Origin of the sequence: Pantoea sp. M_9, from assembly GCF_008631385.1 — a bacterium.
In the GTDB taxonomy this organism is placed as follows: Bacteria; Pseudomonadota; Gammaproteobacteria; order Enterobacterales; family Enterobacteriaceae; genus Pantoea; species Pantoea eucrina.
Window position 1 is genome coordinate 234,888 of record NZ_VWUF01000002.1, and the last position, 26,489, is coordinate 261,376.

19 protein-coding genes are annotated in these 26,489 nt (G+C 51.3%); 13 read left to right on the plus strand and 6 right to left on the minus strand.

Annotated features, from left to right (window positions below):
- Window positions 1-308: 308 nt before the first annotated feature.
- Complete coding sequence (locus tag F3I15_RS05025) at window positions 309-710, minus strand: helix-turn-helix domain-containing protein (protein WP_150016813.1); 402 nt, start codon at window positions 708-710, stop codon at window positions 309-311.
- A 74-nt stretch (window positions 711-784) separates the two neighbouring features.
- On the opposite strand from F3I15_RS05025, the gene F3I15_RS05030 reads away from it, so the two are divergent.
- Window positions 785-1,285: a DUF2938 family protein gene (locus tag F3I15_RS05030; RefSeq protein WP_150016814.1), complete on the plus strand. Its 501-nt coding sequence runs from the start codon at window positions 785-787 to the stop codon at window positions 1,283-1,285.
- A 63-nt stretch (window positions 1,286-1,348) separates the two neighbouring features.
- On the opposite strand, the gene F3I15_RS05035 is transcribed toward F3I15_RS05030, so the two are convergent.
- On the minus strand, window positions 1,349-1,777 hold the full coding sequence (locus tag F3I15_RS05035; protein WP_150016815.1) for a GFA family protein: 429 nt from the start codon (window positions 1,775-1,777) through the stop codon (window positions 1,349-1,351).
- A gap of 464 nt (window positions 1,778-2,241) precedes the next feature.
- Here F3I15_RS05035 and F3I15_RS05040 point away from each other — a divergent pair, with 464 nt between their 5' ends.
- From F3I15_RS05040 to F3I15_RS05055, 4 genes are all read left to right on the plus strand, one after another.
- The gene (locus F3I15_RS05040; RefSeq protein WP_150016816.1) at window positions 2,242-2,829 is read left to right on the plus strand and encodes a TetR/AcrR family transcriptional regulator; all 588 of its coding nucleotides are present in this window, start codon (window positions 2,242-2,244) and stop codon (window positions 2,827-2,829) included.
- A complete protein-coding gene (locus F3I15_RS05045; RefSeq protein WP_370513335.1) occupies window positions 2,826-3,782 on the plus strand; it encodes a DMT family transporter in 957 nt (318 codons plus the stop codon). Before F3I15_RS05040 ends, F3I15_RS05045 begins: the two co-directional genes overlap by 4 nt.
- A gap of 1,119 nt (window positions 3,783-4,901) precedes the next feature.
- Window positions 4,902-6,104, plus strand: coding sequence for an autotransporter strand-loop-strand O-heptosyltransferase (locus F3I15_RS05050; protein ID WP_150017193.1), 1,203 nt, complete (start codon window positions 4,902-4,904; stop codon window positions 6,102-6,104).
- 54 nt (window positions 6,105-6,158) lie between these two features.
- Window positions 6,159-10,169, plus strand: coding sequence for an AIDA repeat-containing protein (locus F3I15_RS05055; RefSeq protein WP_150016818.1), 4,011 nt, complete (start codon window positions 6,159-6,161; stop codon window positions 10,167-10,169).
- A 1,481-nt stretch (window positions 10,170-11,650) separates the two neighbouring features.
- On the opposite strand, the gene F3I15_RS05065 is transcribed toward F3I15_RS05055, so the two are convergent.
- A complete protein-coding gene (locus F3I15_RS05065) occupies window positions 11,651-12,154 on the minus strand; it encodes a cytochrome b (RefSeq protein WP_071669356.1) in 504 nt (167 codons plus the stop codon).
- Between the two features lie 1,031 nt (window positions 12,155-13,185).
- A complete protein-coding gene (locus F3I15_RS05070) occupies window positions 13,186-14,307 on the minus strand; it encodes an RNA-guided endonuclease TnpB family protein (protein WP_150016819.1) in 1,122 nt (373 codons plus the stop codon).
- A 451-nt stretch (window positions 14,308-14,758) separates the two neighbouring features.
- On the opposite strand from F3I15_RS05070, the gene F3I15_RS05075 reads away from it, so the two are divergent.
- Window positions 14,759-15,646 (plus strand): GGDEF domain-containing protein, encoded by an 888-nt coding sequence (locus tag F3I15_RS05075; RefSeq protein WP_223810676.1) that lies wholly within the window; start codon window positions 14,759-14,761, stop codon window positions 15,644-15,646.
- Between the two features lie 347 nt (window positions 15,647-15,993).
- Here F3I15_RS05075 and F3I15_RS05080 read toward each other — a convergent pair whose 3' ends face one another.
- Complete coding sequence (locus tag F3I15_RS05080; protein ID WP_150016820.1) at window positions 15,994-16,887, minus strand: LysR substrate-binding domain-containing protein; 894 nt, start codon at window positions 16,885-16,887, stop codon at window positions 15,994-15,996.
- Between the two features lie 234 nt (window positions 16,888-17,121).
- Between F3I15_RS05080 and F3I15_RS05085 the strand changes: the two genes are divergently transcribed.
- The 6 genes from F3I15_RS05085 (at window position 17,122) to F3I15_RS05110 (ending at window position 23,483) form a co-directional block, all read left to right on the plus strand.
- Complete coding sequence (locus tag F3I15_RS05085; RefSeq protein ID WP_150016821.1) at window positions 17,122-17,991, plus strand: transketolase; 870 nt, start codon at window positions 17,122-17,124, stop codon at window positions 17,989-17,991.
- Entirely contained in the window at window positions 17,988-18,986 is a 999-nt protein-coding gene (locus F3I15_RS05090; protein WP_150016822.1) for a transketolase family protein, read from the plus strand. Before F3I15_RS05085 ends, F3I15_RS05090 begins: the two co-directional genes overlap by 4 nt.
- A gap of 10 nt (window positions 18,987-18,996) precedes the next feature.
- Complete coding sequence (locus F3I15_RS05095; protein ID WP_150016823.1) at window positions 18,997-19,845, plus strand: NAD(P)-dependent oxidoreductase; 849 nt, start codon at window positions 18,997-18,999, stop codon at window positions 19,843-19,845.
- Window positions 19,846-19,883: 38 nt separating this feature from the next.
- Window positions 19,884-21,227 carry an MFS transporter gene (locus F3I15_RS05100; RefSeq protein WP_150016824.1) on the plus strand — a complete coding sequence of 448 codons (1,344 nt, stop codon included), beginning with the start codon at window positions 19,884-19,886 and terminating at the stop codon, window positions 21,225-21,227.
- Between the two features lie 716 nt (window positions 21,228-21,943).
- Window positions 21,944-22,567, plus strand: a complete 624-nt coding sequence (locus F3I15_RS05105) for a response regulator (RefSeq protein WP_150016825.1) — start codon at window positions 21,944-21,946, stop codon at window positions 22,565-22,567.
- Between the two features lie 301 nt (window positions 22,568-22,868).
- A complete protein-coding gene (locus F3I15_RS05110; protein WP_190314922.1) occupies window positions 22,869-23,483 on the plus strand; it encodes a LuxR C-terminal-related transcriptional regulator in 615 nt (204 codons plus the stop codon).
- Window positions 23,484-23,594: 111 nt separating this feature from the next.
- Here the strand turns inward: F3I15_RS05110 and ssb are convergent, their stop codons facing one another.
- Window positions 23,595-24,059: a single-stranded DNA-binding protein gene (gene ssb, locus F3I15_RS05115; protein WP_150016827.1), complete on the minus strand. Its 465-nt coding sequence runs from the start codon at window positions 24,057-24,059 to the stop codon at window positions 23,595-23,597.
- 605 nt (window positions 24,060-24,664) lie between these two features.
- Here ssb and F3I15_RS05120 point away from each other — a divergent pair.
- Window positions 24,665-25,531, plus strand: a complete 867-nt coding sequence (locus F3I15_RS05120; RefSeq protein WP_071669366.1) for a RepB family plasmid replication initiator protein — start codon at window positions 24,665-24,667, stop codon at window positions 25,529-25,531.
- Window positions 25,532-26,489: the final 958 nt, after the last annotated feature.

Below are 26,489 nucleotides of genomic sequence, written 5' to 3' on the forward strand. Positions count from 1 at the left end.
ATGCCAGAACAATCTAGCCTGTGACGCCCGGCATCTGTGCTGCTTATGCCATTTAGCGTATGAAGCTGCTGTTCAGCAAACCGGGGTGACATTACCAATGCCGGCCGTCTGTTTAACAGCGCACTGACAGAACCTTCTCTGCCGTCGGATGGATGGTATGCCTCTGCATTGGTAACCGGTATACGTTTTAACCTTGCGACAACCGTAGCGATCGGTCTGCGGCTGCGCTTTCTGGCAAAACCACGCGTACGCGTCTTGAAGTGCGCATCGACCACTGAACAAGGCCGCAAACGTAAAATAGCTTGTGCTCACGGCCTGAAAAGCCGCAAGCCTCTGGCCATAGTCTGTTTAAACTGATCACATTCTGTATGCTCAGGTGCGGTGCACCGGGCAATATGCCTGAGGCCCCTGCTTAGCAGCTGCAACCGCTGGATAGTGCAGTCTATGTGATGGGCCTGTTGCTCAAGACGTGTAGGATCAATGGCCGTGCGGCCATCTTTATTTAACATCGTCGCAATCTCATTGAGCGTAAATCCCGCCACCTGCCCCATCGCGATAAGATCAAGTGTGCGGAGCACGCTTTCAGCGTACTGTCTTCTCAGACCACGGCGACCAATTGGACGAATTAATCCTATCTTTTCATAAAACCGCAACGTTGAGGCTGGCACACCGGCCCGCTTCGCTACGTCTCCTATATCCAGTTCTTTCATGGTTGACTTGAACCTGAGATGAAGTTGCACACTGCACAGCAGCTTACCATCTTTGATCAATGAGGCTCTGACAAATGAATTTAGAGATCGTCGCTCAGGCGACCGTAGCAGGTATCGGTGCAACGCTTACGATGGACATCTGGTCGCTGTGCCAGCGGTACCTGTTCAAGGTGCCGCCGCTGCAGTATGCGCTGGTGGGCCGCTTGTTTTTAGGGTTATTACGGGGAAAAGTCAGACACAACACCATTTTGACAACCCCTCCAATACAAGGAGAAGGACTTGCCGGCTGGGTCATTCATTATCTCACGGGCATCGCGTTTGCCTGCATACCCGTTGTACTGACAGGGACGAGCTGGTATCACGAGCCTGAAGTATTCACGGCGGTGTTTACCGCTTTCCTGACGCTGCTTGCACCGTTTATGATTCTTCAACCTGCGTTGGGTTTTGGCATCGCGGCAGCACGCACCCCGCATCCCTGGCGGGCGCGCCTCTTTAGTGCCTTGTCGCATCTGGCGTATGGGTGCGGGCTTTACATCACGGCGCTCGCGTGGGTTCACTGTGCGCACTTAAGTTAAATGGAAAACGCGGGTGTGTTGCAGACCTCACCGCAGATCGAAGCATCGGTCAGCGGTATATTTTCAAAGGGCTACTTGCAGGCTCTCTAAAAGACAGGCCAGCGAGTCTACCGGGCCTGCGTGCTGCTGGTCTGAACGGGTCTTATCCCAGGGCATGGCATCGTCGAGGCAGAAGTCGCCTGCACATGTCATGGCTATCTTTTCGTTCAGCAAGCCTACCGGGATCCAGATATAAGGCATATCGCGCAGAAGGTTCGGTACGGTTGAGCCGCATACTGTACAAAAGTCAGTGCGGTAGCCCGTGGGCCTGGACCAGGAGGCAATAGAGGTTGCCCCTTTCACCCAGCGAAACGCATGGCTGTTCACGATGGTCGCGAGATTGTAACCTGTGCCGCTCTGTTTTCGGCAAAGCGAGCAATGACAACGATAAAAACGTGCAGGGTTAGCGGTGAGTTCAAATTCGACTGTGCCACACAGGCAGGATCCATTCATTTATTATTCTTTCACTGCTGATTGAAGAGCTACACATAATCATCTCTCGGGCATCCAGACAAGCTTTCGATGAGTTCAGTTCACGAGACTTACGCTGACTGCTATTGATTATTCGCTTACGGCCAACCGCTTTATATCACAAGCGGACGTGTATCTGCGGAGTTCATGCTGAACATAGAGACTTAGGCACAAAGACAGACCCCATGCAGAACAGGGCTGCTGCAAAAAATGCTTACCCTGTATCAAACGCCCCTATCCTCTTTTTATCGGGATTGCCGGTATGCAATTTAACCTCGTACACCCGGCTACAACGCTTGTCTCTGTACACTCTCCTGCCCGCGATCGGCCCCCTGTATCTGCATTCCTCCTGCATCTGTTTTTTTGTGATAAAAAAAGCGGAGAATTGATCCTGCCCTTGAAGTAGGTAGACTGGTCTACCTACTCTCATTTCAACAGGGCTAAACATGACAGCGTTATCTGCAGACTCTGAAACCGCCTATGACAAACTGCTCGGTGCAGCGCGCGTGCTTTTTTACAACCATGGCATCAACGGCACGGGCATTGACGCCATTGTGAAAAGAGCCGGCGTGGCGAAAAAAAGCCTCTACAACAATTTTGCCTCTAAAGATGAACTGGTAGCGGCTTATCTCAGGGTACGCCATGACGAGTGGCTCTCGTTGTACGAAAACAGGCTGAACGACACCACAACGCCCCGGGAGCGGGTAATGGCAGTATTTGCGGCTTATGAAGATCATGCTGAATATGCTTATGAAAACGGTTTTCGCGGCTGCGGCCTGCTGAATGCGGCGGCAGAGTTGCCCGCCGGGGCACCGGGACGACAGGCTGTGCGCAAGCATAAAGAAGAAGTGGAAGCGATACTGTGTGCGCACCTGACAGAACTCCTGCACGGAGAAGCTGAACGCGCACGCGACATGGCACGGCATTTTGCCTTTCTGCTGGAAGGCAGCATGTCGCGGGCCGGGCTTGAAGGGAACAGTGGCTGTGTAACGCAGGCCGGTAACATGGCCAGACGGATGATGGAGGGATACTGATGCGTTCTGAACAACGCCCTGCCGGCATAGCGGGTGTGCTTATCGCTGCGGTTCTCTGGGGAACCACTGGCACAGCGGCAACCTATGCCCCGGACCTGAGCCCGCTGGCCGTGGGCGCGGTAGCCATGGGCGTGGGGGGATTGCTGCAGGGGCTTATCGCGGCCACAATGATTCTCCGTCAGCGCGTTCTGATTCGTCAGAACCGGCACTTTCTGATTACCGGCGCCGTGGCCGTGGCCATTTACCCGCTCGCGTTTTATGCTTCCATGCACTCTGCCGGCGTGACGGTGGGTACGGTGATTTCCATCGGCTCTGCACCCATTCTGTCCGCCCTGATCGAATACCGCCTTGATGGAATTCGTCTGACGCGGCAGTGGATGTGGGGCGCTGCCGTGGGTGTCACAGGCATGGGATTACTCTGTCTTGCCGAAAGCAATGGAAGCAGTACCGCTCATCCCCATGCCCTGACCGGTATCGTTCTGGGCCTGCTGGCCGGCTTTACTTATGCTTTTTACTCGTGGTCAGCACGGCGACTCATGCAGGCCGGCATAACCTCCCGTGCCGCGATGGGCGTGACCTTTGGTGCTGGCGGTCTGTTGCTTATGCCTGTGTTCCTGATAACAGGCGCCCCCCTTCTGACGGCCTGGAACAACGCTGCGGTGGGTCTGTATATGGCACTGGTGCCGATGTTTCTGGGCTACCTCTGCTATGGCTACGGGCTGGCGCGCATTCCGGCCAGTATGGCCACCACCCTCACGCTTCTGGAGCCGGTTGTTGCTGCGCTGCTGGCCGTTCTGCTTGTCGGTGAAAGGCTCCCGCCTTGGGGATGGGCAGGCGTGGGCCTGATTGTTGCATGTCTGGGTATCATCACGGTGCCAACTGAAAAGCGCACGTTCAGCCTGCGCCGGCAACGCAAGGCGACGTGCGAGATTGCCGACAGGAGAAAACCCTGACAGCACACTTTTTCTTGTCGGCTTGCGGTGCAGGCGTGGGCTGCAAAGCGTGAAATGTTATCGCCTGCCTGGCGATCATCTAACCCCCCCAGGCGAGCCTGAGATGATTATTGGTCAGACGCAATCCCTTTAGGTTTCGCTTGCGAGAGAGTCTGGATACCCGCGTTCTGAGAATACGCCCGGTTATCCTTGTCACCCATTCGGGAGAATGAAACCGGTCAAGACATTGCGCTGCCAATCTGGATTGAAAATAATTCAGATCGGCAGCGCAACGTCTGTAGATTTTCAGGCGGCAGGCCGCACTGAGCGCTTCACCGGATGCTGTTCTGTGACGCAGCAGCCGCTACGTGCCCGGATCTACCCTTTCAACTGCCGGGCGAGATAAACAGCACGTAATTCAGGAAACAGATTTACCAGGCGTGGATAAAGGCATGTGAATTTTCCACGCGCGTCATAACTTTCCTGCGCTTGGTAACCCAGAGGGCACTTAAAACGTCAGTGTAGCAATACTGCGAAGCCCGAAAACTTAGGGGAGTGTTAATCCTTTTTTTTGCCCCTAGCCAGTCGTTAGTGAATCTCTCCATGTCACAAGCCCTGCCCCAAAAACTTGCGAGAAACAGTTTAAGAAATGCAGGCACTTTTGAATGAGGCGTATACGTTTCAAAAAAGGAGTACTGAATTGTTTCTAAGTACCTAGAGGCAGGCGCTTCACAGAACACTCTGCAGCGGCAAGTGATGTCATGCCTTTTCATTGACCCCATTAAAGTACCGACGCCTTAATAAAGCTTTTCTGCATACCAGACCATTCAAAAAAAGAATGGAATATGACTCTGCCTCACCATGCCGGAATAATACGGATCCGGCCGGATACGCTAATCTCCCGCCCTGCGTAGACTCTTTTTTGATTTTTGCAAAGTTTATTTTTTCCTCCCCCTGTTGAAAACCACGCCCTCTCCGATAACCCCTGTTATGCACCTACGTATCAAAAAAATAACCAGCCTGTCCGTCTGACTGCGCGTCTGTATCACGCCCGGTTTCTGTTGGATGTTGCCGGTTTGTGTCATCAGTCAACGTGAACGGAAGCTTGTGATGAACAACATCATACCCGCGATTAATTCAATGCATGCAGCGCCTCATCAGAGTGAGGCTGGTGCTATTTATCCCTTCATCTTACCGCCAGAACAGCCTGCCATAGCAGGTCCGGCGGGGATCCGGTACGACTTCAACGACGGCGTACGGGTACTTTTGCCAGAAGGAAGCTGGCGCGTGATGATACTGGATGATGATTCCGACAATATTCTCTTCAGCTGTGAAACGGGCGCGGGCTGGGTGACCTCTGCGAAAAAATATTATGTTCGTTTCCGCATTAAAGTCTGGCGCAGTGCTGAGATACAGCCCGTGCTGGATGAAACGCTGTCACTGACCGGGCGCGACGTCCTGATCTCGTTTCCCAGTGGCACACTGGGCGACCTGCTGGGCTGGTTTCATTACGCTGAACGCTTTCGTCAGCTGCATCAGTGCCGGCTGGAGTGCGTAATGGCGCAAAACCTTATTGATCTGCTCAAAACGCAATATCCGGACATCTGCTTTTCAGCACCGGATACTGCCTCGCCTCGCCTGCCCTATGCCACCTACCGCATCGGGCTCTTCTTTGGCGGCAATACAACGCATCAGCCACTCGACTTCCGCCAGACCGGCTTTCATCGTATCGCAGGGCATATTCTGGGCGTCGACCCGCGGGAAGAGGCACCGCGCCTGAATCTCAGCGCCCCCCGCACGATTTCTGAGCCCTATGTGTGCATTGCGGTGCAGTCCACCTGTCAGGCCAAGTTCTGGAACAACGGACATGGCTGGGCCGAGGTCGTGACACACCTTAAAAATCAGGGATACCGGGTGCTCTGCATAGATCGCGAAGCGCGTACCGGGCAGGGATTTGTCTGGAATCACATCCCCTACGGCGCTGAAGACTATACCGGCAATCTGCCCCTTCAGCAGCGTGTTGACCTGCTTCGGCATGCCAGCTTTTTCATTGGTCTTGCCAGCGGTCTGTCCTGGCTTGCCTGGGCGTCACGCATTCCTGTGGTGCTGATCAGCGGCTTCAGCTTGCCTGGCGCCGAATTCTTTACCCCCTGGCGGGTGTCCAGCAGTCACGGCTGTCGCGGATGCTGGGACAGCACGCACGATACGTTTGATCATCAGGATTTTTTCTGGTGCCCCCGCCATAAGGGCACCGACAGACAGTTTGAGTGCACACGTCTTATCACAGGAAAACAGGTCTGCGGTGTGATTGACCGATTACATGCGCAGTTACAGCACGCCTGAACCCCTTTACCGCAGGGCGAGGATCCGCCCGTAAAAATTAAGAGAGAAACGGAAATGAATAAAGCATACAGAATTGTCTGGAGCGCGGCACGTCAGGCATGGATTGTGGCGTCTGAACAGGCAGGAAGTGGCGGGCGTCCGTCGTTAGCTGTTAAGCGGTCAGCGTGCGCCATGGTCATGCTGACAGGCCTGGTCTCACTGTCAGCGCAGGCTCAGGATTATGTGGGTACCACTGTCTCCGGGCCAGGGGTGTCGCAAACGCTGGTATTTGGAGACACCTCAGACAATGTGCTCTTATCCAACAATGCCCAGCAGTATGTCAGCAGTGGCGCGATAGCCACCCGAACACAGGCCACAAGCGGCGCGGATCAGACTATCTATGACGGGGGGTATGCGTCATTTACCACGGTCAGCGGGGAGAAAACGTTTCAGTATGTTCAAAGCGGCGGAAAGGCTGCCGGCACCGTTGTTAATAGTCAGGGCCGGCAGTATGTTTATGCCGGCGGCACTATAACTAATACGACATTAAATGAGGGCGGCAGTCTGATACTGACGCCAAAAACCTCTGCATCGGGCATCGTTATTATGTCGCGCGCGCGGGCAGACATTTTTGGCGCTTCCGCTGAAAATGTGATGCTCAATACCAGCGGATATCTGAGTGCAGAGGGTGGTGCCGTAGTGACCGGTATTACCCAGCAGGCAGGCGGTACACTCAGCGGCGACACCAGTGCGACGCTGTCTGGTATAAACCGCCTGGGTGAGTTTGCCATCAGCCATGGTGTAGCCCAAAACCTGGTGCTGGAAGGTAACAGCGTGTTTTCTGTGTTGTCCGCCAACAGCCTGAATAATACAACCCTGGGTTCAGGTGCCCGCACATTGGTATTGGAGGGTGGTACGGCGCATGCCACCCGCATAGCAGAGAATGCCCAGCAGATTGTTTATGCTGGCGGCCAGACAGACGGCACGCTTATAACCAGCGGTGGCCTCCAGACCATCAACGCCGGTGGCGTCGGCGCCTTTTCAACGCTCGACGGTGGGCAGGAGAAAGTTGAAGGCCTTGCAATCGGCACCTCAGTTAATCAGAACGGGACTCAGACCGTAAACGCCGGGGGTCTGGCTGCTAACACCATTCTCAACACCACGGGCATTCAGGATGTCTACGGTAAAGCTACGTCTGCGCTCGTGAATGTCGGTGCAACGCAATACGTGCAAAGCGGCGGGCAAGCCGATGCGACCACTGTGGCTGGCGGGGTGCAGTTTGTTTCTGCAGGCGGTACGGCAACACAATCTGTTATCAATGCAGGTGGTCAGCTCAATACTTACGGCAATGTCATCTCCGCTACACTTAACAGCGATGCGCAAGCCTTTATATTCAGCGGCGCAGCATCAGACTCAACCATTATCAACTCGGGTGGGTCAGAACACGTGCTTTCAGGCGGACTGAGCACGGCAGCTACTCTCAATAAAAACGGTTACCAGACCGTGGATTTCAATGGCAGAGTCGTTTCAGCCACTGTTGCAGGAGGAATGCAGCAGGTGTGGGGATCGGCGTCAGACACCACGTTACTGTCTGGTGGGGTCCAGTACGTCAATGACGGCGGCATCGCTAAAAATACCCTTATCACCAGTAATACTGCCCAGGGTGTAGGCGGCCTGGCCAGCCTCACCACGATTGAGGCACAGGGTGCGCAGTATGTGTACAGCGGAGGGCGCGCAAAGGGTACCACGGTGAAAAACAGCGGGCTCATGAACGTACAGAGCGGCGGAATGGCATCCGGCACCCTGATACAGTCCGGCGGCACGCTGTATGCCGATCAGGGTTCAATCATCACTGATGTTTTACTGGATACCGGTGCGTCGCTAAAAACCACAACAGGCGCCACACTTTCCGGTACTAACACACTGGGTGCTTTTGCGGTGAGTGCGGGTAAAGCCAGTAATGTACTGCTGGAAAACAATGGCTACCTTAATGTGGAAACGGGCGGATCATCCCTGAAAACCGTGCTGAACCGGGGAGGCTGGGAATCGGTTGGCGGACTGGCAACCGGGACAACGGTGAACAGCAGTGGTACCCAGTCTGTCCGTCAGGGCGGCATCGCCAAAAATACGCTCGTTAATTCAGGCGGCGGGCAGTATGTCGAAGGTACTGCCATCAACACCACCGTGAACGCAGGCGGTCAGCTCTGGGTCTTTGACGGCGGCACGGCCTCTCACGCACTTATCAAGCGGGATGCGCTTTTAACCGTCACCAGTGGCGGCACTGCAACGGATACCGTTGTCAGTGAAGGCGGTTTGCTGAATATTGCAGATGGCGGCGTATTGACGCTGGCAAACAATACGTTTGTGAACGATGGTATGACGACCTACGACACCAGCACCCGCGCCTCACTGAAAACCAACATTACCGGCAGCGGGCAACTCACAAAAAATGGCATAGGCACTCTCACGCTGGGTGGCCATTTTAGCCAGTCACAGGTGAATCTTAATAATGGCGCCCTGGTGATGGACGGGTTGCAGGCCAGCACCACCATCATTGCAAAATCCGGTACCACACTGTCCCTGGTCAATAACACCTCGCTCACCGGTATCATTGATCCCACAGATGTGAACATCGATAAAAGCAGTACGTGGACCATCACCGGGGATTCTCTCGTGGACGCGCTGACACATGCAGGTACGATTGTGTTCGCCCCATCTTCAGGCGCTTTTATTCCGCATACTCTGACGGCTGCAAGTCTCTCAGGCAAAGACGGCACCATTACGCTTAATACCCTGGCCGGCAACAGCCAGTCACTCACTGACAAACTGATCATCGATGGCGGCAAGGCAACAGGCCGCACCAATCTTCGGATCCTGAACCGGGGCGGACTTGGCGCGTTGACCACCGGCAACGGCATTGGGGTCGTGCAGGCAGTGAATGGCGCAACCACTGAGACAGGAGCGTTTCGCCTGAGTCAGCCTCTGGTTGCTGGCGCTTATAACTACACGCTTTACCGCAATGTCGATGAAAGCTGGTATCTGACGTCGCAGCAAATCCCGGCATCAGCTACCGATACCGGTATTAAACCCGGCACAACGCCTGGTGTCTCTCCGGTGACTACACCTGCCACGGTGAACTATCGCGATGGAATGTGGAGCTATGCAGCCCTGCCCTCACTTTCGCTTGACTACGATCGTCTGATGGCGGGCTCAGCTGACACGCGCTTCCACTATGCTGCTGACAGCCGCGTATGGGGACGTATCGAAGCAGGCCATCTGCATCATCCTGACAGCGGGCGCCTCACAGACAATAGCGTGCCGGAGAGCAGCAGCGCCTACAGTTTTGCGCAGCTCGGCGGTGACCTCTGGCAGCGTGAGGGCGCGAATGCTGACTGGAAAGCCGGTATGTACGGCGGAGTAGGCCTGATGCGCAGTGATGTCTGGCGTGACGGTGGCACACACGCGGCGGGCACCGACCGTGATACGGTCTATTCCGTCGGGACCTATCTGTCAGGCCATACGCAGAGTGGGTTACGTCTCGACGGTGTGTTACAGGCAAGTCATCACAGCCTCTCTGTCGCCTCAAACGACAGCACGCGACTTTCCACACACGGCACAGGCTGGCTTGCCTCTGCAGAAGTGGGGCAGGCATTTGCCCTCACGGATAAGTTCGCGCTAGAGCCCCAGGTGCAGTATACCGTGCAGGGTCTGAACCTGAAGGATGGGGAAGACAATGCGGCAGCGGTCAGCTGGTCAGACAGCCGTCGTCAGGCGGTTCGGGCAGGGGTGAAACTCAGCACACCACTGGATACAAAGCAGACCATAGCCTGGTGGGTGACGCCCTCTGTCATGCAGACGTTTAACGGCCACAGCGAAGTCTCAGCAGCGGTGCCGGGTGTAACCGGGTCCGAAGCGTCGTTCCGAAACACGCTGTCAGGCACTGGTGTGGGCATTAATGGCGGGGTAGATGCGCAGATCCGTCAGAACGTTACGCTGGGCGTGCAGACCGGATGGTCTGACTCGCTGCACGGCAGCGAGTCAGGTGGCTATTACGGCACAGTGAAACTGGGCGTGTCATTTCGGTAAGTCTGTACACAGTGGCTAGCTAATGACCTGCCAGCGTAGCAAACACGCTTGCATATTGGCATCCGGAAGCATCTTGCTTCCGGATGTTTATGCGTCAAGGGGGCTTGAGCAGCCATAAGATATAAATGTAACTTACGCGCGCCCATTCTTTAAATTTTCAGCTGGCACAGAAGAGAGTGGCTTGCTGTTTTCCCAACGATACTGACTCCTGCCTGACACAGCGCTAGATACTTACCTGTTATTTGTATTCCGGTCAGGCAATCCCTGCCAATATAAACCGTCAGCGCCTTCGCTTTACTTTCATTTGCAAAGACACAACAAAATCCGCGCAATTTTTAGCTATCACTCTTTTATTTAATCAAACTATAAAATAGGAATATATTTTTCATTTTTATTGCTGGAGATGCGGTTTTAGCATCAAAATTTATGAACAACTTATGTCGTGCGCGAAGCATTAATCAATACCTCGCGGTAACTAATGGTGTGGCAGACTGTTCTTTTGACCTAAATGCCAAAATCAAAGTTAATAAATTTGGAAAAAATAGTTTTAAATCAATATCTTATGGAATAAAAAGATTTCTGAAGTAAGCTCTTTCTTTTTTNTTATGACTAAATTTAGCTTTTGAAATCTTTCTTTCGAGATTTTTCGGTAAATGGTATCGTTCCCATCCAGCGGATTCAAAGAAGTTTCCGGATGTAACTACATACTTAACTCTAAAAAATCCTTAAGCGAATAATTATTCATATTATTTGAATTATCTCACTCACAGCGAAAGGCGCTCTCATGTACACAGCAAAGAAATATTATATCAGCGATCACTATCCACACGGCGTGTTATTACATTGTAGTAACTGCCCGCACTTACCAGCAATTGAGCAACGGACGTTTATTGGCAGTTGCTATACGGTGAATCAGGCGCGTACCGTTGCCAGTATGCATTTCTCAGGTGTCAGCGAATGTCCATTCTGTCTTGATGCCGCCCTGCCCTCCGTGCAAAAGGCACCGCGTACAAGTAAAGCCAGAACGGTAGTTCTGACACCGCCTAAAAGGCCTGAGCGAAAAGTACCGGAAAAAAAATACCAGCCCGTTAAACATTTAAGCACATGGCGATAATAAGATTGATTATCATTCAACTAAAGAGACAGGTAATTTCAGTAGAGTGAGAATAGAAACATGCATGCTTTTAGTTATCTTCGCCTGAAGCGAACGTTATTACGGGCAACTTAGCGTCCCCTTATAATGTTAATAAGCGATAGCACGACTGCAGAAGATCGAATGCCTAACGTTTTGTTCCTTTTTAATCCTGCAGATGTCAATTACAGACACCGAGCCCGGTCACCATCGGGCTGGATGTCTGAAAACGCCTGCAGTGGTCAACCAGAGAGTAAAGGTTTAATTCTCATGCCAGACCTGACAACCACTTAAGCACTGCCACTGTCTGCACCTGACTGAAAATGTTCACACGACAAGGCATTCCGCTTCAGGGGCACATATTGCGTAATATATGTCTTCCGCTAAGTTGATGCTTTAACACAGCCAGAATGTGTCCGGCGATGAGAAGCGCAAGCGTCATGCATGCAAGAACGTGCACCTTGTTAAAAAACGTAATGATGCTCGCATTATGCAGGGGTTGCGGCACGTGAAACATATGGAAGACATCGATAGCATGATTCATCATCAGCACGCCTGTTATCAGCACTACACTGATATTTGCATACAAAGCCAGATGTCCAAGATGCGCAATTTGCTGTTCTCGGCGGGTTAACAGACTTTCTGCCGGGCTGCCATGTTTAAAGAGGTACCATACCCGTAGTATAAAAAACGGGATAAATACTGTTGTCAGCGAAACGTTAAAAAAACCTACCCACTCTTTAACAGGCAGCGCGGGATGAAAAAATGCCACATAAAATCCGCTCAGGGTTGACCAGATTATAATGATGGCTGAGAGCCAATGTAAAATGATTTGCTGTGTGCTGTATTTCATTTTGAAAATCCGTTTTGAATTTAAAGCTCACAAACTGCTACAGGTGCGCACGCGCCCCGTACAAGCCTGCGAGAAATAGAAGTAAATAAATGTACAGTTAAGAATATGCTGTAAGCATGAACAATATGGATAAGTGGTTCGGGCTTAGCGGCAAAATCATATCCAGACACTTTTTAAATAACAGTAAGGAAATTCCTGATTATCAGCGCCTATCTGGAAACTCGCCAAAGGGCTTATTTTCAATGGTATAAATAAGCAGCATTCATTTAAACAATGAATACAAAATATTCAGCTACCTCGGAAATTGGTGGTCTGTTCTTTTGTTGAGATTTCGCCTGTTTCACACCTTGTCAGACTTTACATCATGTCTTTAGGCTTTATCTCTGGATATCAAAACGTTAAGCGCTCGGAAATGTCCGTTTGGTGGAAGGCCACCCTAAATTGAGTGCTGGTTAAAAGGCTTAATAAAAGCTATCTGCCGGAGTTAGCAACACTTTCAGATTAACCCGGTTTGTATATTCATCACTGTTTCGATGAGCTGATGCGATTGATCGATCGCCTGACTGAGATCAGGCCCGCTGACCTGATGATTGAGTGAGGGCAACAGATTTCTCAGGGTTATAACTCAACATTCTGGGGGCTTAGATTAGGTGCATAAAATAGTGTCTGTAAAGGGCTGATACGGTATAGCTTAATCTCTGAAAACCCGCGCTTGCGGGTTTTCAGGCTTAATCAGGCAAAACTGAACAGAATGAGGTTGGCAGGAAAATATCCTTGATAACGTTTCAAAGCCTGCCGAACAGCGTGACTATGCATCAATCACTTCTCGCGCCTGGCGCCTCGCATCAAACGTTGCAGTTTCCGCTCCATCTATAATCACCCTTCCGCATGTCAGGCAGTGACTTCCTCTTACGGCGAGCACAACATTTTCGAGATCATTTATATCCATGCATACATCACGTGTACCGTTTGACTGCTCCCCGCCCTAAAGGGCGGGGATTCCCACGTCAACGCAACCTACCTAAGCCGCATTACGCGGCTTTAGGGTTTACAGTCGCTCCGTGGGCTAACGCGGTCAGCCCGACCGCTTTTATATTCTTCGCGGCGTTTACGTCACGATCATGATTAGCCTCGCACTCAGGGCAGATCCACGAACGAACGTTAAGCGCCATCTTTGGCATGGTATAGCCGCAACCGCTACAGCGTTTTGAGGACGGGAAAAACTGGTCAAGGGCGACCACGGATCGCCCCGACCATTCGCCCTTATATTCAAGCTGGCGCACGAATTCACCCCAGCTTGCGTCTGCTATCGCTTTGGATAGCTTCGGGTTGCGGATCATATTCTTCACTTTCAGGGATTCGACACAAACAACCTGGTTTTCGTTAATGAGTTTGCGGGATAGCTTGTGCAGGTTATCCAGGCGGCAATCAGCAATTTTCGCGTGAATGCGGGCGACTTTGGCGCGGGCTCTGGCGCGGTTCTTTGAGCCTTTTTGTTTCCTGCTCAAACGGCGCTGTAGCAGGGCTAATCGCTTCGCATATTTAGCGGTATGGCGGGGATTGCCGGTTTTGAACCCGGTATCGGTGACGAACAAATCTTTTAAACCAACATCAATGCCGACCGTGGACGCGGTGACCGGCAGTGATACAGGTTCAAACTCGCAGAGGCACGAAACAAAGTAGCGCCCCGCTGAATCTTTGGACACGGTGACGGTAGACGGCACGGACGGCAAAGGGCGACTCCAGCGCACGTCTAAAGGCGCTTTGCTCTTTGCCATGTACAACTTGCCGTCGCGGTATTCAAACGCGGCATCCGTCAGCGTAGCGGCCTGTTTATGGCGCTTGCTTTTGAATGTCGGATACTTTGCCCGACCTGCAAAGAAGTTAGAAAAGGCGGCTTGTTGGTGGCGCAGGGCTTGCTGTAGTGGCACGCTGGAAACGTCATTGAGCCAGGCAAAATCTGGCTCTTTTTTCAGTGCGGTTAGTCGTGCGCTGGCTTGTGTATAGCCGATCTTCTCTTGCCGTTCGTAATAAGCATCGGTGCGCCAGCGCAGGATGCTGTTATAGACAAAACGCACACAACCGAACGTTTGAGCCAATAACTCAACCTGATCGGGTGTTGGATAGAATCTGTATTTATATGCGCGTTTCATGCTTTACATATTACGGCGCATTATGTAAGAAGGTCACGGAATGTTACGCAGTTACCGCGCTTATATCCCCGCCCGATTGGGCGAGGTCTTACGCGCAAATTGATAAAAACGACTCTTATTGGCATCCTGGGCATCGCATAACTCTCTCCCTAAGTAATGTCTATATAACAACAATAGCTAAGGATGTTAAGTGTGTGTAACTGATTTCTTTATTTTGCATGCCGAAACAGCATACCGTTGCTTTAAACAAACAGCATTGAAGACGCGATGACGTCATATCCTAAGATACCTTCAAATTGAGTTTAGCTGCAGATAAATCAGGTTCATCGCAAGCATAAGCAAGCTCTCTCCTTTGCCTCACGGCTAAATAAACAGGGAGTATCTGCCTTTTTCAGGTCCAAAGCTGACTTTTACTCATGATAAAATCGCCTTAAAATGTAAGAGGCAAATAATGAAATTTGACAAGCAGGATTTTTTAATCAGATTTGCAGGCAAACCTAACCGGTTGTACCACCTTTCCTTTCTGGCTTATGCAGCAGTCATTTTGTGTGGGACAGCAATGCTGGCGCTGTCAGGCCACAACAACGTAGTGTCAAAGCCATATGTATATGTGGTTTTTTTCACGGCCCTGATGCTGACATGGTTTATTGAAAAATCGTTTCGTACACAGCCGCTGGAAAAACATGTCACTGCGTTCAGGCTGGGCCTGTTTCTGTTGCTCAACGCGCTTTTTGTCATGCTGGCAGGGGGACTTGAACTGGTTGTGCTGGATCATGCCATCCTTGTTTCATCTCTGTTGTTTGTGCCGTCCATGATAATGATAATTACAGCATGTAATCATTTTATTACCTATATCAACGTGAGCTACAAGTCTGCCGTAGACTTGTCCCTGAATGATGAGCTGACAGGCCTGCCTAATCGTCGTTACCTGAATCTTATTTTCCGGGAGCTTGAAAACAAAGCCGGCACCGTGTGTGCACTGGATATCGATCACTTCAAACGCATTAACGACACCTTTGGTCATGAGACCGGCGATAAGGTCCTGACCACACTTGGACTAATCCTTAATAACTTCATCAGCAACGATGTATTCATTGCACGGTCAGGCGGCGAAGAATTCTGTCTTGTCCTCTCCGACAGGATTGATGCAGAAGTCACTATCAGAGCCATCAAGGCAGCGCTGACGGTGCCCTATAATCAGGATATCAGTATTACGATCAGCGCAGGCGTGGCCCGTAAGCGCAGAAGCGAGCCTTGCAGTGAGGCGCTGATTGCGGCAGACGATGCTCTGTACCGGGCTAAACGGGCAGGCAGAGACTGCGTAGTCACAGCTCGTTAATGCGGCTCATCCATTCGATGCCTGGGGCGCGGGCAGCACTCTCTGGCGTATGATATTTGCACATTGACATCTGCCTCTGCGCGCGAAGTCGTTGCTGTATGTTATTATTGAATTGTGAATGCGAGGCGGCAACGTGGCCAATACCAGGGCAAGCGTGAAGGCCGCCTCGCAGACCCGTGTCATGTTTGCGCTCAGTAAAGGTCACCTGATTTGTGCGTCGTGCTGAAATTGCCGCTCTTTGTTCAGCAAGAACGGCAGTGCCGGTGTAACAGGAGAGCTGGCTCACAAAACCCCTTACGCATTTCAGCGTCATGCTTATCTCCTCTCCCGCCAGAATGTGAACCCGATCATCGCAGATGCGCCAGATTCAGCGCACTGAGCAGCCAGGCTTTGAACGTATCCCGGGCAAAATGCGTTTGCTGGTGCTGAGGAAATACCAGGTAATGTCCAATGTAGTGAATTTCACTGGTGGTGCTGATGAGCGGGCACACCAGTTTACCGCTGGCAATCTCTCGCTCGGCCAGCAGTGTGGATTCCAGCACAACACCCAGCCCGTCCACGGCCGCCGCGATAGCCATAAAACTGCGATCAAAACGCAGCCCATAATGCCGGGGCGGCGTCAGATCGTTTGCCTGAAACCAGCCTTTCCACTGATAGAGCTGCACATCGCACTGGATCAGCGGCAACGCATACAAATCATCAGGTGTTTTCAACTGCGCGGCCAGCGCCGGTGAGCAAAGTGGCGTAAGTTCTTCTACTGCAAGTGGAATTTTTGCATAGGGTGACGGACGGGGCTCACCATAGACAATATCGAGATCATATGTGTCCTGCTCAAAGCGGGCGTAATCAGTGCTGGCTGAAAGCCGCAAATCAATATGCGGATGCGCCTGAATAAAGCTACCGAGTCTGGGCAGCAACCACTGATGCGCAAAGCTGGGTGCAGTGTGCACCCGTAGCGGCCGGCTCTCATCGGCAGTGATCAGCGACAGACCCTGCTGCATTTCATGAAACCCGCGCTGAACATGTTCAAGCAGTAGGGCCCCCTCTTTTGTCAGCGTGATCTCACGCGTACTGCGCACAAACAACCGGATGTTGAGCAGCATTTCCAGCTTGCGAATGGCATGGCTCACGGCGCTGGGTGACAGTTCCAGCTCTGTAGCAGCAAGACTAAACGCACCGGTCCGACCTGCCGCTTCAAACGCACGCAGCAAATTCAGAGGCGCTTTTCGCAATAGCGACATTCATGAATCCTTTTCACCTGCAGGTGTAAAAATTGATTTTGTCAGGCCTGCTGCCTGCGGCATAACCTCATGACCTCAGACAGAATTCCCGTGCTCGCTGGCCATGTGCGAAAACCCTTACCTCATTACCGGTGTAGCACAGGATGAAAACAGTGCATGCATACGTTAACACGCCGTCGGCCCGTCAGCGATTATCTGCGTCGGCCTGACTACTACAACCAGTAAGGAGAGTACATGAGCACACTGGCTGAATCTGACATAACGCTGGATGACGTTCGCCGTCAACTGGCCCGGCACGCCTGGCGTATCCGCCGCTTTGCGCTGAGGATGGGAGAAGTTCAGGGACAGGGTTATATCGGCCAGGCGCTGGGTCTGGCAGATGTTCTGGCCGTGGCCTGGTGTCATGCGTTACACATCGATCCGGCAAATCCTGAGTGGGAGGGACGCGATCGGTTTTTGCTCTCGCATGGCCATTACGCCATAGCCCTTTATGCCGCACTCATCGAAGCTGGCGTGATCCCGGAAGCCGAACTCGACACATATGGGGCTGATGACAGCCGGTTACCGATGTCCGGTATGGCTACCTATACACCAGGCATGGAGATGTCCGGCGGATCGCTGGGCCAGGGACTGAGCATCGGTGTGGGGATGGCACTGGCATTGCGTCATAAAGGCAGCAATGCCTTTGTCTATAACTCTATGTCTGACGGCGAACTTGATGAGGGCGCAACCTGGGAGGCCGCCCTGTCCGCCGCTCATCACCAGCTCAGTAATCTGATTGTGCTCGTGGATATTAATCAGCAGCAGGCAGATGGTCCGTCGCAAAAAGTGATGGGGTTCGAGCCGCTGGCAGATAAATGGCAGGCCTTTGGCTGGCATGTTCAGCGCATAAACGGCAACGATATTGCGGACGTTAAATCGGCATTTGATCGCGCGCGTGCGCTCAGGATGCCTGTACCGCGCGTGATTCTGCTGGATACGCTGATGGGCAAAGGCGTGTCGTTTCTTGAGACGCGTGAAAAAAATCATTTTATTCGGGTGGAAGCCCATGAATGGCAACAGGCTATTGCTGAGCTCGATCAGGCCTGGGAGGCATACCAATGAGCGTTGTAGAGAAAAAGCCCCGTTTAACAACCTCCGCCATGATTGCATCAATTGCCGCAGAAGGACAAAGAACTGTCACGGCTCCGTTCGGGCACGCGCTGGTGAAAGCTGCCAGGGCGCGTCCTGAAATTGTAGGGATGACAGCCGATCTCTCCAGATACACGGATCTGCATATTTTTGCTGAGGCGTATCCTGAGCGCCATTTCCAGATGGGCATGGCCGAACAGTTGCTGATGGGTGCCGCAGGTGGCATGGCCAAAGAAGGCATGATCCCGTTTGCCACAACCTATGCAGTTTTTGCCACGCGTCGTGCTTATGACTTTATTCATCAGGTCATCGCAGAAGAGCACCTGAACGTGAAAATCTGTGCCGCTCTGCCCGGCCTCACCACCGGCTATGGACCCAGTCATCAGGCCACAGAGGATATTGCGCTGATGCGCGGCATTCCCGGCCTGACCATCATTGACCCGTGTGATGCGCTGGATACGGAACAGGCAGTGGCGGCCGCCGCAGCGCATCAGGGGCCGGTATACATGCGCCTGTTGCGCGGAAAAGTGCCGCTGGTACTGGACGAGTATGACTATACGTTCACGCTGGGCAAAGCCCATTTGCTGCAGGATGGCCGCGACGTGCTGTTTATCTCCAGCGGCATCATGACTATGCGCGCGCTGGAAACGGCTAAAGCGCTGGCCCAGGACAATATTCACGCAGGCGTACTGCATGTGCCCACGATCAAGCCACTGGATACCGATACCCTTATCGCCCAGTGCCGTCGGCAGGGGCGGCTGGTTGTGATCATGGAGAATCACAGCGTTGTCGGGGGACTGGGGGAAGCAATCGCGTTGGCCCTGATCCACGCGCAGGTGATGCCGCAGTTTCGGCACATTGGCCTGCCTGATGCTTTTCTGGCAGCGGGCGCCCTGCCCACCCTGCATGACCGTTATGGCATTTCCGTCTCCGCCATCGTAAACACGGTAAAAACCTGGCTTAAGTAAGGAGCACGTCATGAGCATTATTTTTGTGGGTGTAGGCGCCATTGGATTACCTATGGCACTCCAGATTAAATCAGCCGGGCATGAGGTACTGGGAGTGGATGTGGCTGACGCCTCCCGCGAACGAGCCCGCAGACAAGGTATAGAGACAGTCGCGCATTATTCGCAGGCCGCGCGTGCAGAGACGGTAATTGTCATGGTGGCCACCCCGCAGCAGCTGGCCGCATTACTTGAAGAGGCGTTACCCACGGTTTCAGGCCAGCACTGGATCATTATGTCTACGGTGGGACCGGATGCACTTTCAGCGGCGGCGTGTCGGTTGCAGCAGGCAGGTGCCTGTGTCATTGATGCGCCCGTGACCGGCGGAACCGCGCGCGCATGTACAGGCGAGCTGGTGATTTTTGCAGCCGGTGCCGCTGCGGCGATAGGCCACGTTACCCCTGTGCTCGAGACAATGGGCACGGTAAAAATCGTGGGCAGCGAGCCGGGTGAAGGTCAGGGTATCAAAGTCATCAATCAGCATTTATGTGCCGTGCATATTGTGGCTGCGGCTGAGGCATTGCAACTCGCGCGCGCACTTAAGCTGGATCCGGCTAAGGTGCTGTCGCTGGTGGAAGGCGGCGCGGCCGGATCCTGGATGCTGTCCGACAGAGGACCCCGGATGCTCCAGGATACAGGGGTATCCATCTCCAGTGCCATTAATATTTTTGTCAAAGACAGCGGCCTTGTGGCGGAGGCCGCCCATACCTGTGGGGCGGCAGTACCGCTTCTTCAGGTCGCTCATGCCCGTTATCAGGCAGCGGCGCAGGCAGGTCTGGGGCAATGCGATGACAGTCGGGTTATTGAGACCTGGGCGCAATGATTCAGCGTCTGCGCTCAGCATAAAAACGGAGGTGAGGTATGAATACGCATATGGCATCTGCAAAACCGGACAGCAACCCGGTTAAAGTCTCGATTGCATCCATGATTGGATCAGCGGTAGAAAGCTACGATTTTTTTATCTACGGTACAGCCGCTGCAGCCTGGTTTGGTAAGATTTTTTTTCATACAGATAAACCCATCATTGGCATCATGGCAGCCTTTGCCACACTGGCGGTGGGATTTCTGATGCGCCCGGTGGGCGGGTATCTTGCCGGACATTTTGGTGACCGGTATGGCCGGAAAACCGTTTTGTTCTGGTCTCTGCTGGCGATGGGGCTCGCCACAGTACTGATTGGCGCTCTGCCCACCTATGAACAGGCCGGAATCCTGGCGCCTGTGTTACTCATTCTGTTACGTATGATTCAGGGCATCGGTTTTGGGGCAGAATGGGGAGGCGCGGTGCTGATGGCCTTTGAACATGCGCCAGCGAAAAGACGCGGTTTTTATGGGGCCGTGCCGCAGTTAGGTATTCCTCTGGGCCTGCTGCTGGCAAATGGCGCGTTCCTTTTGTCTGGTGCGCTGTTTGACGGCGACTGGGTCTGGCGTATGCCTTTTCTGATCTCGTTTGTCATGGTTGCGATAGGCATCTTTATTCGTATGAGTGTGGCGGAATCGCCTGCGTTTGAAAAAGCCAAGGCAGAAAAACAGATCGTCCGGCAGCCAGCGCTTGAAGTGATACGCCGCGACTGGCGCACTATCATGAAAATTGTGGGACTCAGGCTGGCAGAAACCGGCGGTTATTATATCACCACGAGTTTTATGCTCTCGTATGTGGTTCTCGCGGAAATAACGGATACGCGCCATATTTTGTGGGGCACGCTGGTAGGCTCTGCGCTGGGGCTGGGCAGCCACCTGTTTTACGGTGCGCTGAGTGACAGGATTGGCCGCCGGCAAGTGTTCCTGATTGGCGCATTGTTTACCATAGCTTTTGGCATTCCGATGTTTATGCTGATTAATACCGGTGCCGTTATCCTGGTGATTGTGGCGATCTCTCTTTCTCTGTTATTCAGTCATGACCCAATCTTTGCTGTGGAAGCAAGCTGGTTTTCAGAGCAATTTCCGCCTCATCTGCGTTCATCCGGCATCTCACTGGGGTACAACGCGGCATCCGTGGTGGCAGGTTTGTTGCCTTTCATTGCAACCGGGGTATACAGCATGGTGGGATGGGCAGGACCCGCAGTGATTTTTTCCCTGCTGGGTGTTTTATCAACGTGGTGTGCGCTGAAAACGCCAGAAACCGCACCGGTAAAATGTCATGAACATTTACCTCCGTCACACAAAGCCCTTAATACTCCCCACGATAAACAACCTGCTTCGTTCTGAACACAAGAGCAACAGGAGACGGCATCATAATAGCCGGAACAAATTTAAGCGCCTTGACTGGCGCTTTACTTTTTCATCAAATTTTTGGGCTGTATTCAAAACAGGCTGCTAATTTATTAGCACTGTGCACACCTTCTGCCTCGGTGGGTAAAGCCGACCTATGCTTTTGAATTTTTATCAAAATAGTTAGCTAACTGAGATTACAAAAAAAGCGTGCAGACTTTAGATCAGCCACAGTGTAAAAACTTTCCTGAGCAATCGAGTGTTAAGCACCGGAATCTGTAGATATCTTCGCACAAGGCTAACAGGTTGCGCTTTGTAAGTCATCATCCTATTGTTTTAGCTAAAAAAACTATAGCAATCAGGCTCCAGATGAACAACGAAAAGGCGGTAACAGCCGTCCATGTCAATGGACGAATAAGTTCATCGTTCACTTTATCTTTACATATAATTTTCATTTTCCTTTCCTCTTAAATTCTACCCTGCCTTATTTTAAATTTATTGTGTCAAATTCTTAGTCATCAATAAATAAGATTGGGGCGAGACATTTGTAGTCATTTGACTACAGAACTTTCTTGGTTAAAAAGGAATGATCATTGATCTTATATTTTAAAATTACATGACATTTTATGTAGTCTTTTGACGACAAAAATAATAACTTTGCCGATTTCAAATTGCGGATTATTATTTGTGTGTTTTTTTTGAACAGGTGAATTATGGCTGCATTTATTGTTGTTGATGATCATCCATTGGCTCGTATTGCCCTGCGTCTCTTACTGGAGCAAGCCGGTCATACTGTCGTCGCTGAGACAGACAGAGGTGAAGATGCAACGCATCTTGTACGCAGGTTTGCCGCAGAGGCGCTGGTCATGGATATTGATTTACCCGGTATCGATGGAATTCAGGCTATTGCATCTTTACGTGCTGAAGATATTCATATTCCGGTTATCGTGGTAAGCGGTAAGAATACGGAGCACTACGCGGCACAAAGCCTGAAAGCAGGCGCAAATGGATTTGTGAGCAAACAAAATCATCTCTCGGATTTCACCGGCGCCGTGTCTGCAGTGTTTTCAGGCTATGGGTATTTTCCACTGCACACACATCAGGCTTGTCTTAGCCAGGGACCAGACCCCGATACAGCGCGGCTAAATACGTTATCGCGGCGTGAATTTGAGGTGTTACGCTATTTCAGCAAAGGGATCGATATCAGTGGGATTGCATCGTGCATGCAAGTCAGCAATAAAACGGTCAGTACCTATAAGACCCGACTGATGCACAAGCTGAATCTGGAAAATCATCGGGATTTACTGGATTTTGCCCGGCGTCATGCGCTGGACTGATGGTGCTCTGACGGGTACCGTGTGCGGTATAGTATTGCTGTAGTGCGCCCTGGGTCGCGGCTATGTTTGCCCGCTGCCTCTGCCTGAATCCCACAAACGATACCTTCCCTGCCTCACTCGCTGGACGTCTTTAACTCAGAGACGAATGGTTTCCGGATGGCTGTCCTGTTTTATCAGTAATGATTTTTACAGGATTGTTTGGCATTGCAATACAGAGCTTTCATACAAATTGCTGAAATATTATCCGATTTAATCCCTTCTGATTGTAAGGTTAACTACCTCCATGCAGACAGGAGGAGTCATGTTTACGTTAACGGTTATAGACAGCGACAAGTGGATTGCCGCCGGCATCGCAAACTATTTCAATGCACGTCACATTCAGACCACGCTGCTTTCAGAAGGCCAGCCTCAGGATATTTTAACCATTGCTGCACGTTCAGATGTGGTTATCAGTGAAGTCTGTGCATGTGGACTGGATATGCAAGCCCTGACAGAGGTACTGATTGAACTCAGGCGCATATCGCCTCTGACACGTCTCGTTATTCTCACAGACAGTGAGGAAGCGGCGTTGCTGGGCTATCTGCAATGCGTTTTACCCGGCGTGCCTATCCTTTCAAAACGCAGTGATATGACGACATTAACGACGCATGTGTTTGGTGCTGAATGCCTTAGTCCCGTACACACTCGCATTGATAAGGAGCTTCGCGTAAGCGGCGCGCTTACGCGTCGGGAATTTGAATTACTCAGATTGCTGGCCACTCATCGCAGCCTGACTGATATCAGCACAGTGTTGAAACTGAGTATTAAAACCATCAGTCATCATCGAAAAAGCATTATGCGTAAACTTAACTGTCGCACGTGGATAGAACTGCCTCGGCAGCTGGAACGTTTAGGCTATCGCAAAACACGGGCCTGACTGCCCTGACCTGTTGGCAGTGGTATTGACTGCAGAGTTGCAGTCAGCCTTTTCTGCTCGGGGAGGTGTGATTCCCGTACTCCCCGTTTTTTTGCAAAAACGCACAGAATTTTAAAATGGAATGTCATCATCAAATGAAGATGGCTGAACGTTTTCAGTAAAAGGCGTTTCTACCCTTTCTGAAGAGTGTGAAGTGTGTGAGGGCTGATCGATATCGCCACTGGTGTCCCGCTTGTTAAGCATGTGCAAAGTGCCGGTGCTGTTTACAACGATCTCAGTTGTGTATTTATCCTGACCATTTTGATCCTGCCATTTTCTTGTACGTAACTGGCCTTCGATGTAAATAAAAGATCCCTTGCGCAAATACTGACCCGCAATTTCTCCGACTTTGCCGAACAGTACAATGCGGTGCCACTCAGTGGTTTCTTTGTGTTCACCTGTGGTTTTATCACGCCATGTGTCAGACGTTGCCAGGGTCAGGTTTGTGACGGCGTTACCGGCAGGCGTGTAACGTACCTCTGGATCATGTCCGAGATGTCCAATCAGTATGACTTTGTTAATGCCTCTGGAAGCCATTCGATATCCTCCGCGGTTTGATTACTGCTCTGTATTTAAATGAAAAATATTAAGGATTTATGAATACAGGCAATGCTTTTTTCAGCGACAGAGGGGACTATTTTGAAGCACTATGAGATCAAACAATTCATGCGTTTGTCTTTTAAGTGGTTCAGGTCAGTAATGTGAAACCGAAATGTTTTATTAAGCCTTCAGGATGAGATCTCTCTGCTATGGATACAGGAGAATTGCTACAGATAACGCCTGCGGGCGTTGCAAATTTTTTGTAGCGCCCGCAGGCGTTGAGCAAGCCGCAGGCGCGGTAGAACACGATAAAGAGCGTAAAGCGTTAAGTTATTCACAAATCCACAGGACAGATCCAATAGATCTTCCATACAGATCCTTATAGTTCCTAAAAGATCCCGGTAGGCTCAAAGCCGCGTCATCTCTGGGCTGAGCCCCGATCGTGATGTGCGCTGGCGGGAAGTTGATGTGTGCTGGCAGGAAAAAGATGTGTGCTGGCGGGCTGGCAATGTGTGCTGGTGGGAGCTATTGTGTGTGCTGGTGGGATTGGTTTATTTTTAATCCACAACAGGCACTGCTGAAGGATAAACTGAGATAACCTTATGAAGGATAAAACATTTATAGCCGATGCGCTCTATAGCGACATGGTCAGTAAAGGAAAACAACTCACTGTTAATTCCAACAACACAGTTCAGCCAGTTGCTTTGATGCGCTTAGGGGTTTTCGTTCCCAAACCGACCAAATCTCAGGGTGAGAACAACGTTGTGGATGCCTCTGAATTGTTTTCACAGCTGGAGATCGCCAAAGCCGAAGGTTATGACAATATCAACATCTCCGGACCCAGGCTGGATATGGATTGTGACTTCAAAGTCTGGATAGGCGTTATCTATGCATTCAGTAAATATGGCCTTAATTCCAATAAGATAGAGCTCAAATTTACTGAATTTGCCAAAGGTTGCGGATTCACTTCTAAACGCATTGACGCGCGCCTGCGGGGCTCAATCCATGAGTCACTGGGGAAATTACGTAATAAATCCGTGTCATTCAAACGGGGTGCAGACGTACGCGGTAGTTATCAAACAGGGCTGCTCAAAACCGGCTATTTTGACGCGGATAAAGATATCGTCAGGCTGGAAGCTGATGAAAAGCTGTGGGAATTATTCCAGCTGGATTATCGGGTTCTGCTGCAACATCATGCCATCAGGGCACTGCCTAAAAAGGAAGCTGCGCAGGCCATTTACACGTTTATCGAAAGCCTGCCTGCCAACCCTGTTCCTGTTGCGTTTGCGCGCCTTCGTGAGCGGCTTTCCCTTACCAGTTCGGTGAGTGAACAGAACCGGACGATCAAAAAAGCGCTGGATCAGTTGCAGAAAATTGGCTACCTGGAGTTTTCTCTGGTAAGGAAAGAACGGGAAAATCACCTTATTATTCATAAACGTAATCCAAAACTTAAGCCTTTGGATTTATGAAAATGTGTGCTGGGAGGATACGATCGTGCTGTATGTGCGCTGGCGGGTACGTTGCTTCCAGAGGGCCTGCAATATTCAATTTGCCTGTCGCGCCTGCTGGATTATTAAACGTAGTTTACCCGCCAGCGCACATTCAGGGAGCCGCTGCAGGTTCCCTCCTCCTCTCTTTATAATCCTGCTGCTCATTAAACCTGCCAGCGCACACCCACATACACTTATCGCGCACCAATCCCGCCAGCACACATTTATTAGATCGTTTTATCCCGTCAGCACACATCGATGAGATCTGCTTTTCCCGCCAGCACACATCGATCCAAATTTTTGCTTTCCCTCCAGCACACATCAGTACAACTCAAATCTTGCTGCTGATTAACTCGGGTAAAGATAATTCCATGTTTTCATGACGCTTTTATGAAAGCGGTGCGTAAAACGGGATATTGAAGCCCGATATCTGTATACATCATGCAGGGGGCCCAGATAGCTATAGAGCGCAACTGGATCACAAATAGTGTTCTGATCATGTGAAGATCATTGAAGTCTGGCAGGGCTGGTCTTTTGGTTTTGGCGATTTTGTAGCACCAGATGTTTGCCTGCCTGTCTACTGCTGTTGAAAATGGCCATCCGAAAGTCAAAGGCTGTGCTGCATGTCGCTATGGTATTCCTCAAGCGTGATGTAAAGCGCATGCGTGTTGAAAATCCTTACAGTTAAATGAGCTGGAAGCTCTGATAGGTTTTTAATCGCTCTGTAAGCTGATTTAACGCGCTTTAGGACCTTTTAAGCTGTAGGTATCCATTTTGATGAAAAGTCTCTCAAAGTACTCTGTACGCGGCTTAAAGCGCGACCACAGTATGCAGACTCTTTTTCTGCACATAGAGGCAACAGAAGAACAATTTATATTTGTGACCCGCTCCTTTGCTTGTGTTTACTTTTCAACGCATCACACTCAAAAAGACAAAC

Bases quoted from the DNA above. Each gene is read 5' to 3' on its own strand.
- F3I15_RS05025 (WP_150016813.1), bottom strand. From the start codon at position 710: ATGAAAGAACTGGATATAGGAGACGTAGCGAAGCGGGCCGGTGTGCCA.
- F3I15_RS05030 (WP_150016814.1), top strand. From the start codon at position 785: ATGAATTTAGAGATCGTCGCTCAGGCGACCGTAGCAGGTATCGGTGCA.
- F3I15_RS05035 (WP_150016815.1), bottom strand. From the start codon at position 1,777: ATGAATGGATCCTGCCTGTGTGGCACAGTCGAATTTGAACTCACCGCT.
- F3I15_RS05040 (WP_150016816.1), top strand. From the start codon at position 2,242: ATGACAGCGTTATCTGCAGACTCTGAAACCGCCTATGACAAACTGCTC.
- F3I15_RS05050 (WP_150017193.1), top strand. From the start codon at position 4,902: ATGCATGCAGCGCCTCATCAGAGTGAGGCTGGTGCTATTTATCCCTTC.
- F3I15_RS05055 (WP_150016818.1), top strand. From the start codon at position 6,159: ATGAATAAAGCATACAGAATTGTCTGGAGCGCGGCACGTCAGGCATGG.
- F3I15_RS05065 (WP_071669356.1), bottom strand. From the start codon at position 12,154: ATGAAATACAGCACACAGCAAATCATTTTACATTGGCTCTCAGCCATC.
- F3I15_RS05070 (WP_150016819.1), bottom strand. From the start codon at position 14,307: ATGAAACGCGCATATAAATACAGATTCTATCCAACACCCGATCAGGTT.
- F3I15_RS05075 (WP_223810676.1), top strand. From the start codon at position 14,759: ATGAAATTTGACAAGCAGGATTTTTTAATCAGATTTGCAGGCAAACCT.
- F3I15_RS05080 (WP_150016820.1), bottom strand. From the start codon at position 16,887: ATGTCGCTATTGCGAAAAGCGCCTCTGAATTTGCTGCGTGCGTTTGAA.
- F3I15_RS05085 (WP_150016821.1), top strand. From the start codon at position 17,122: ATGAGCACACTGGCTGAATCTGACATAACGCTGGATGACGTTCGCCGT.
- F3I15_RS05090 (WP_150016822.1), top strand. From the start codon at position 17,988: ATGAGCGTTGTAGAGAAAAAGCCCCGTTTAACAACCTCCGCCATGATT.
- F3I15_RS05095 (WP_150016823.1), top strand. From the start codon at position 18,997: ATGAGCATTATTTTTGTGGGTGTAGGCGCCATTGGATTACCTATGGCA.
- F3I15_RS05100 (WP_150016824.1), top strand. From the start codon at position 19,884: ATGAATACGCATATGGCATCTGCAAAACCGGACAGCAACCCGGTTAAA.
- F3I15_RS05105 (WP_150016825.1), top strand. From the start codon at position 21,944: ATGGCTGCATTTATTGTTGTTGATGATCATCCATTGGCTCGTATTGCC.
- F3I15_RS05110 (WP_190314922.1), top strand. From the start codon at position 22,869: ATGTTTACGTTAACGGTTATAGACAGCGACAAGTGGATTGCCGCCGGC.
- ssb (WP_150016827.1), bottom strand. From the start codon at position 24,059: ATGGCTTCCAGAGGCATTAACAAAGTCATACTGATTGGACATCTCGGA.
- F3I15_RS05120 (WP_071669366.1), top strand. From the start codon at position 24,665: ATGAAGGATAAAACATTTATAGCCGATGCGCTCTATAGCGACATGGTC.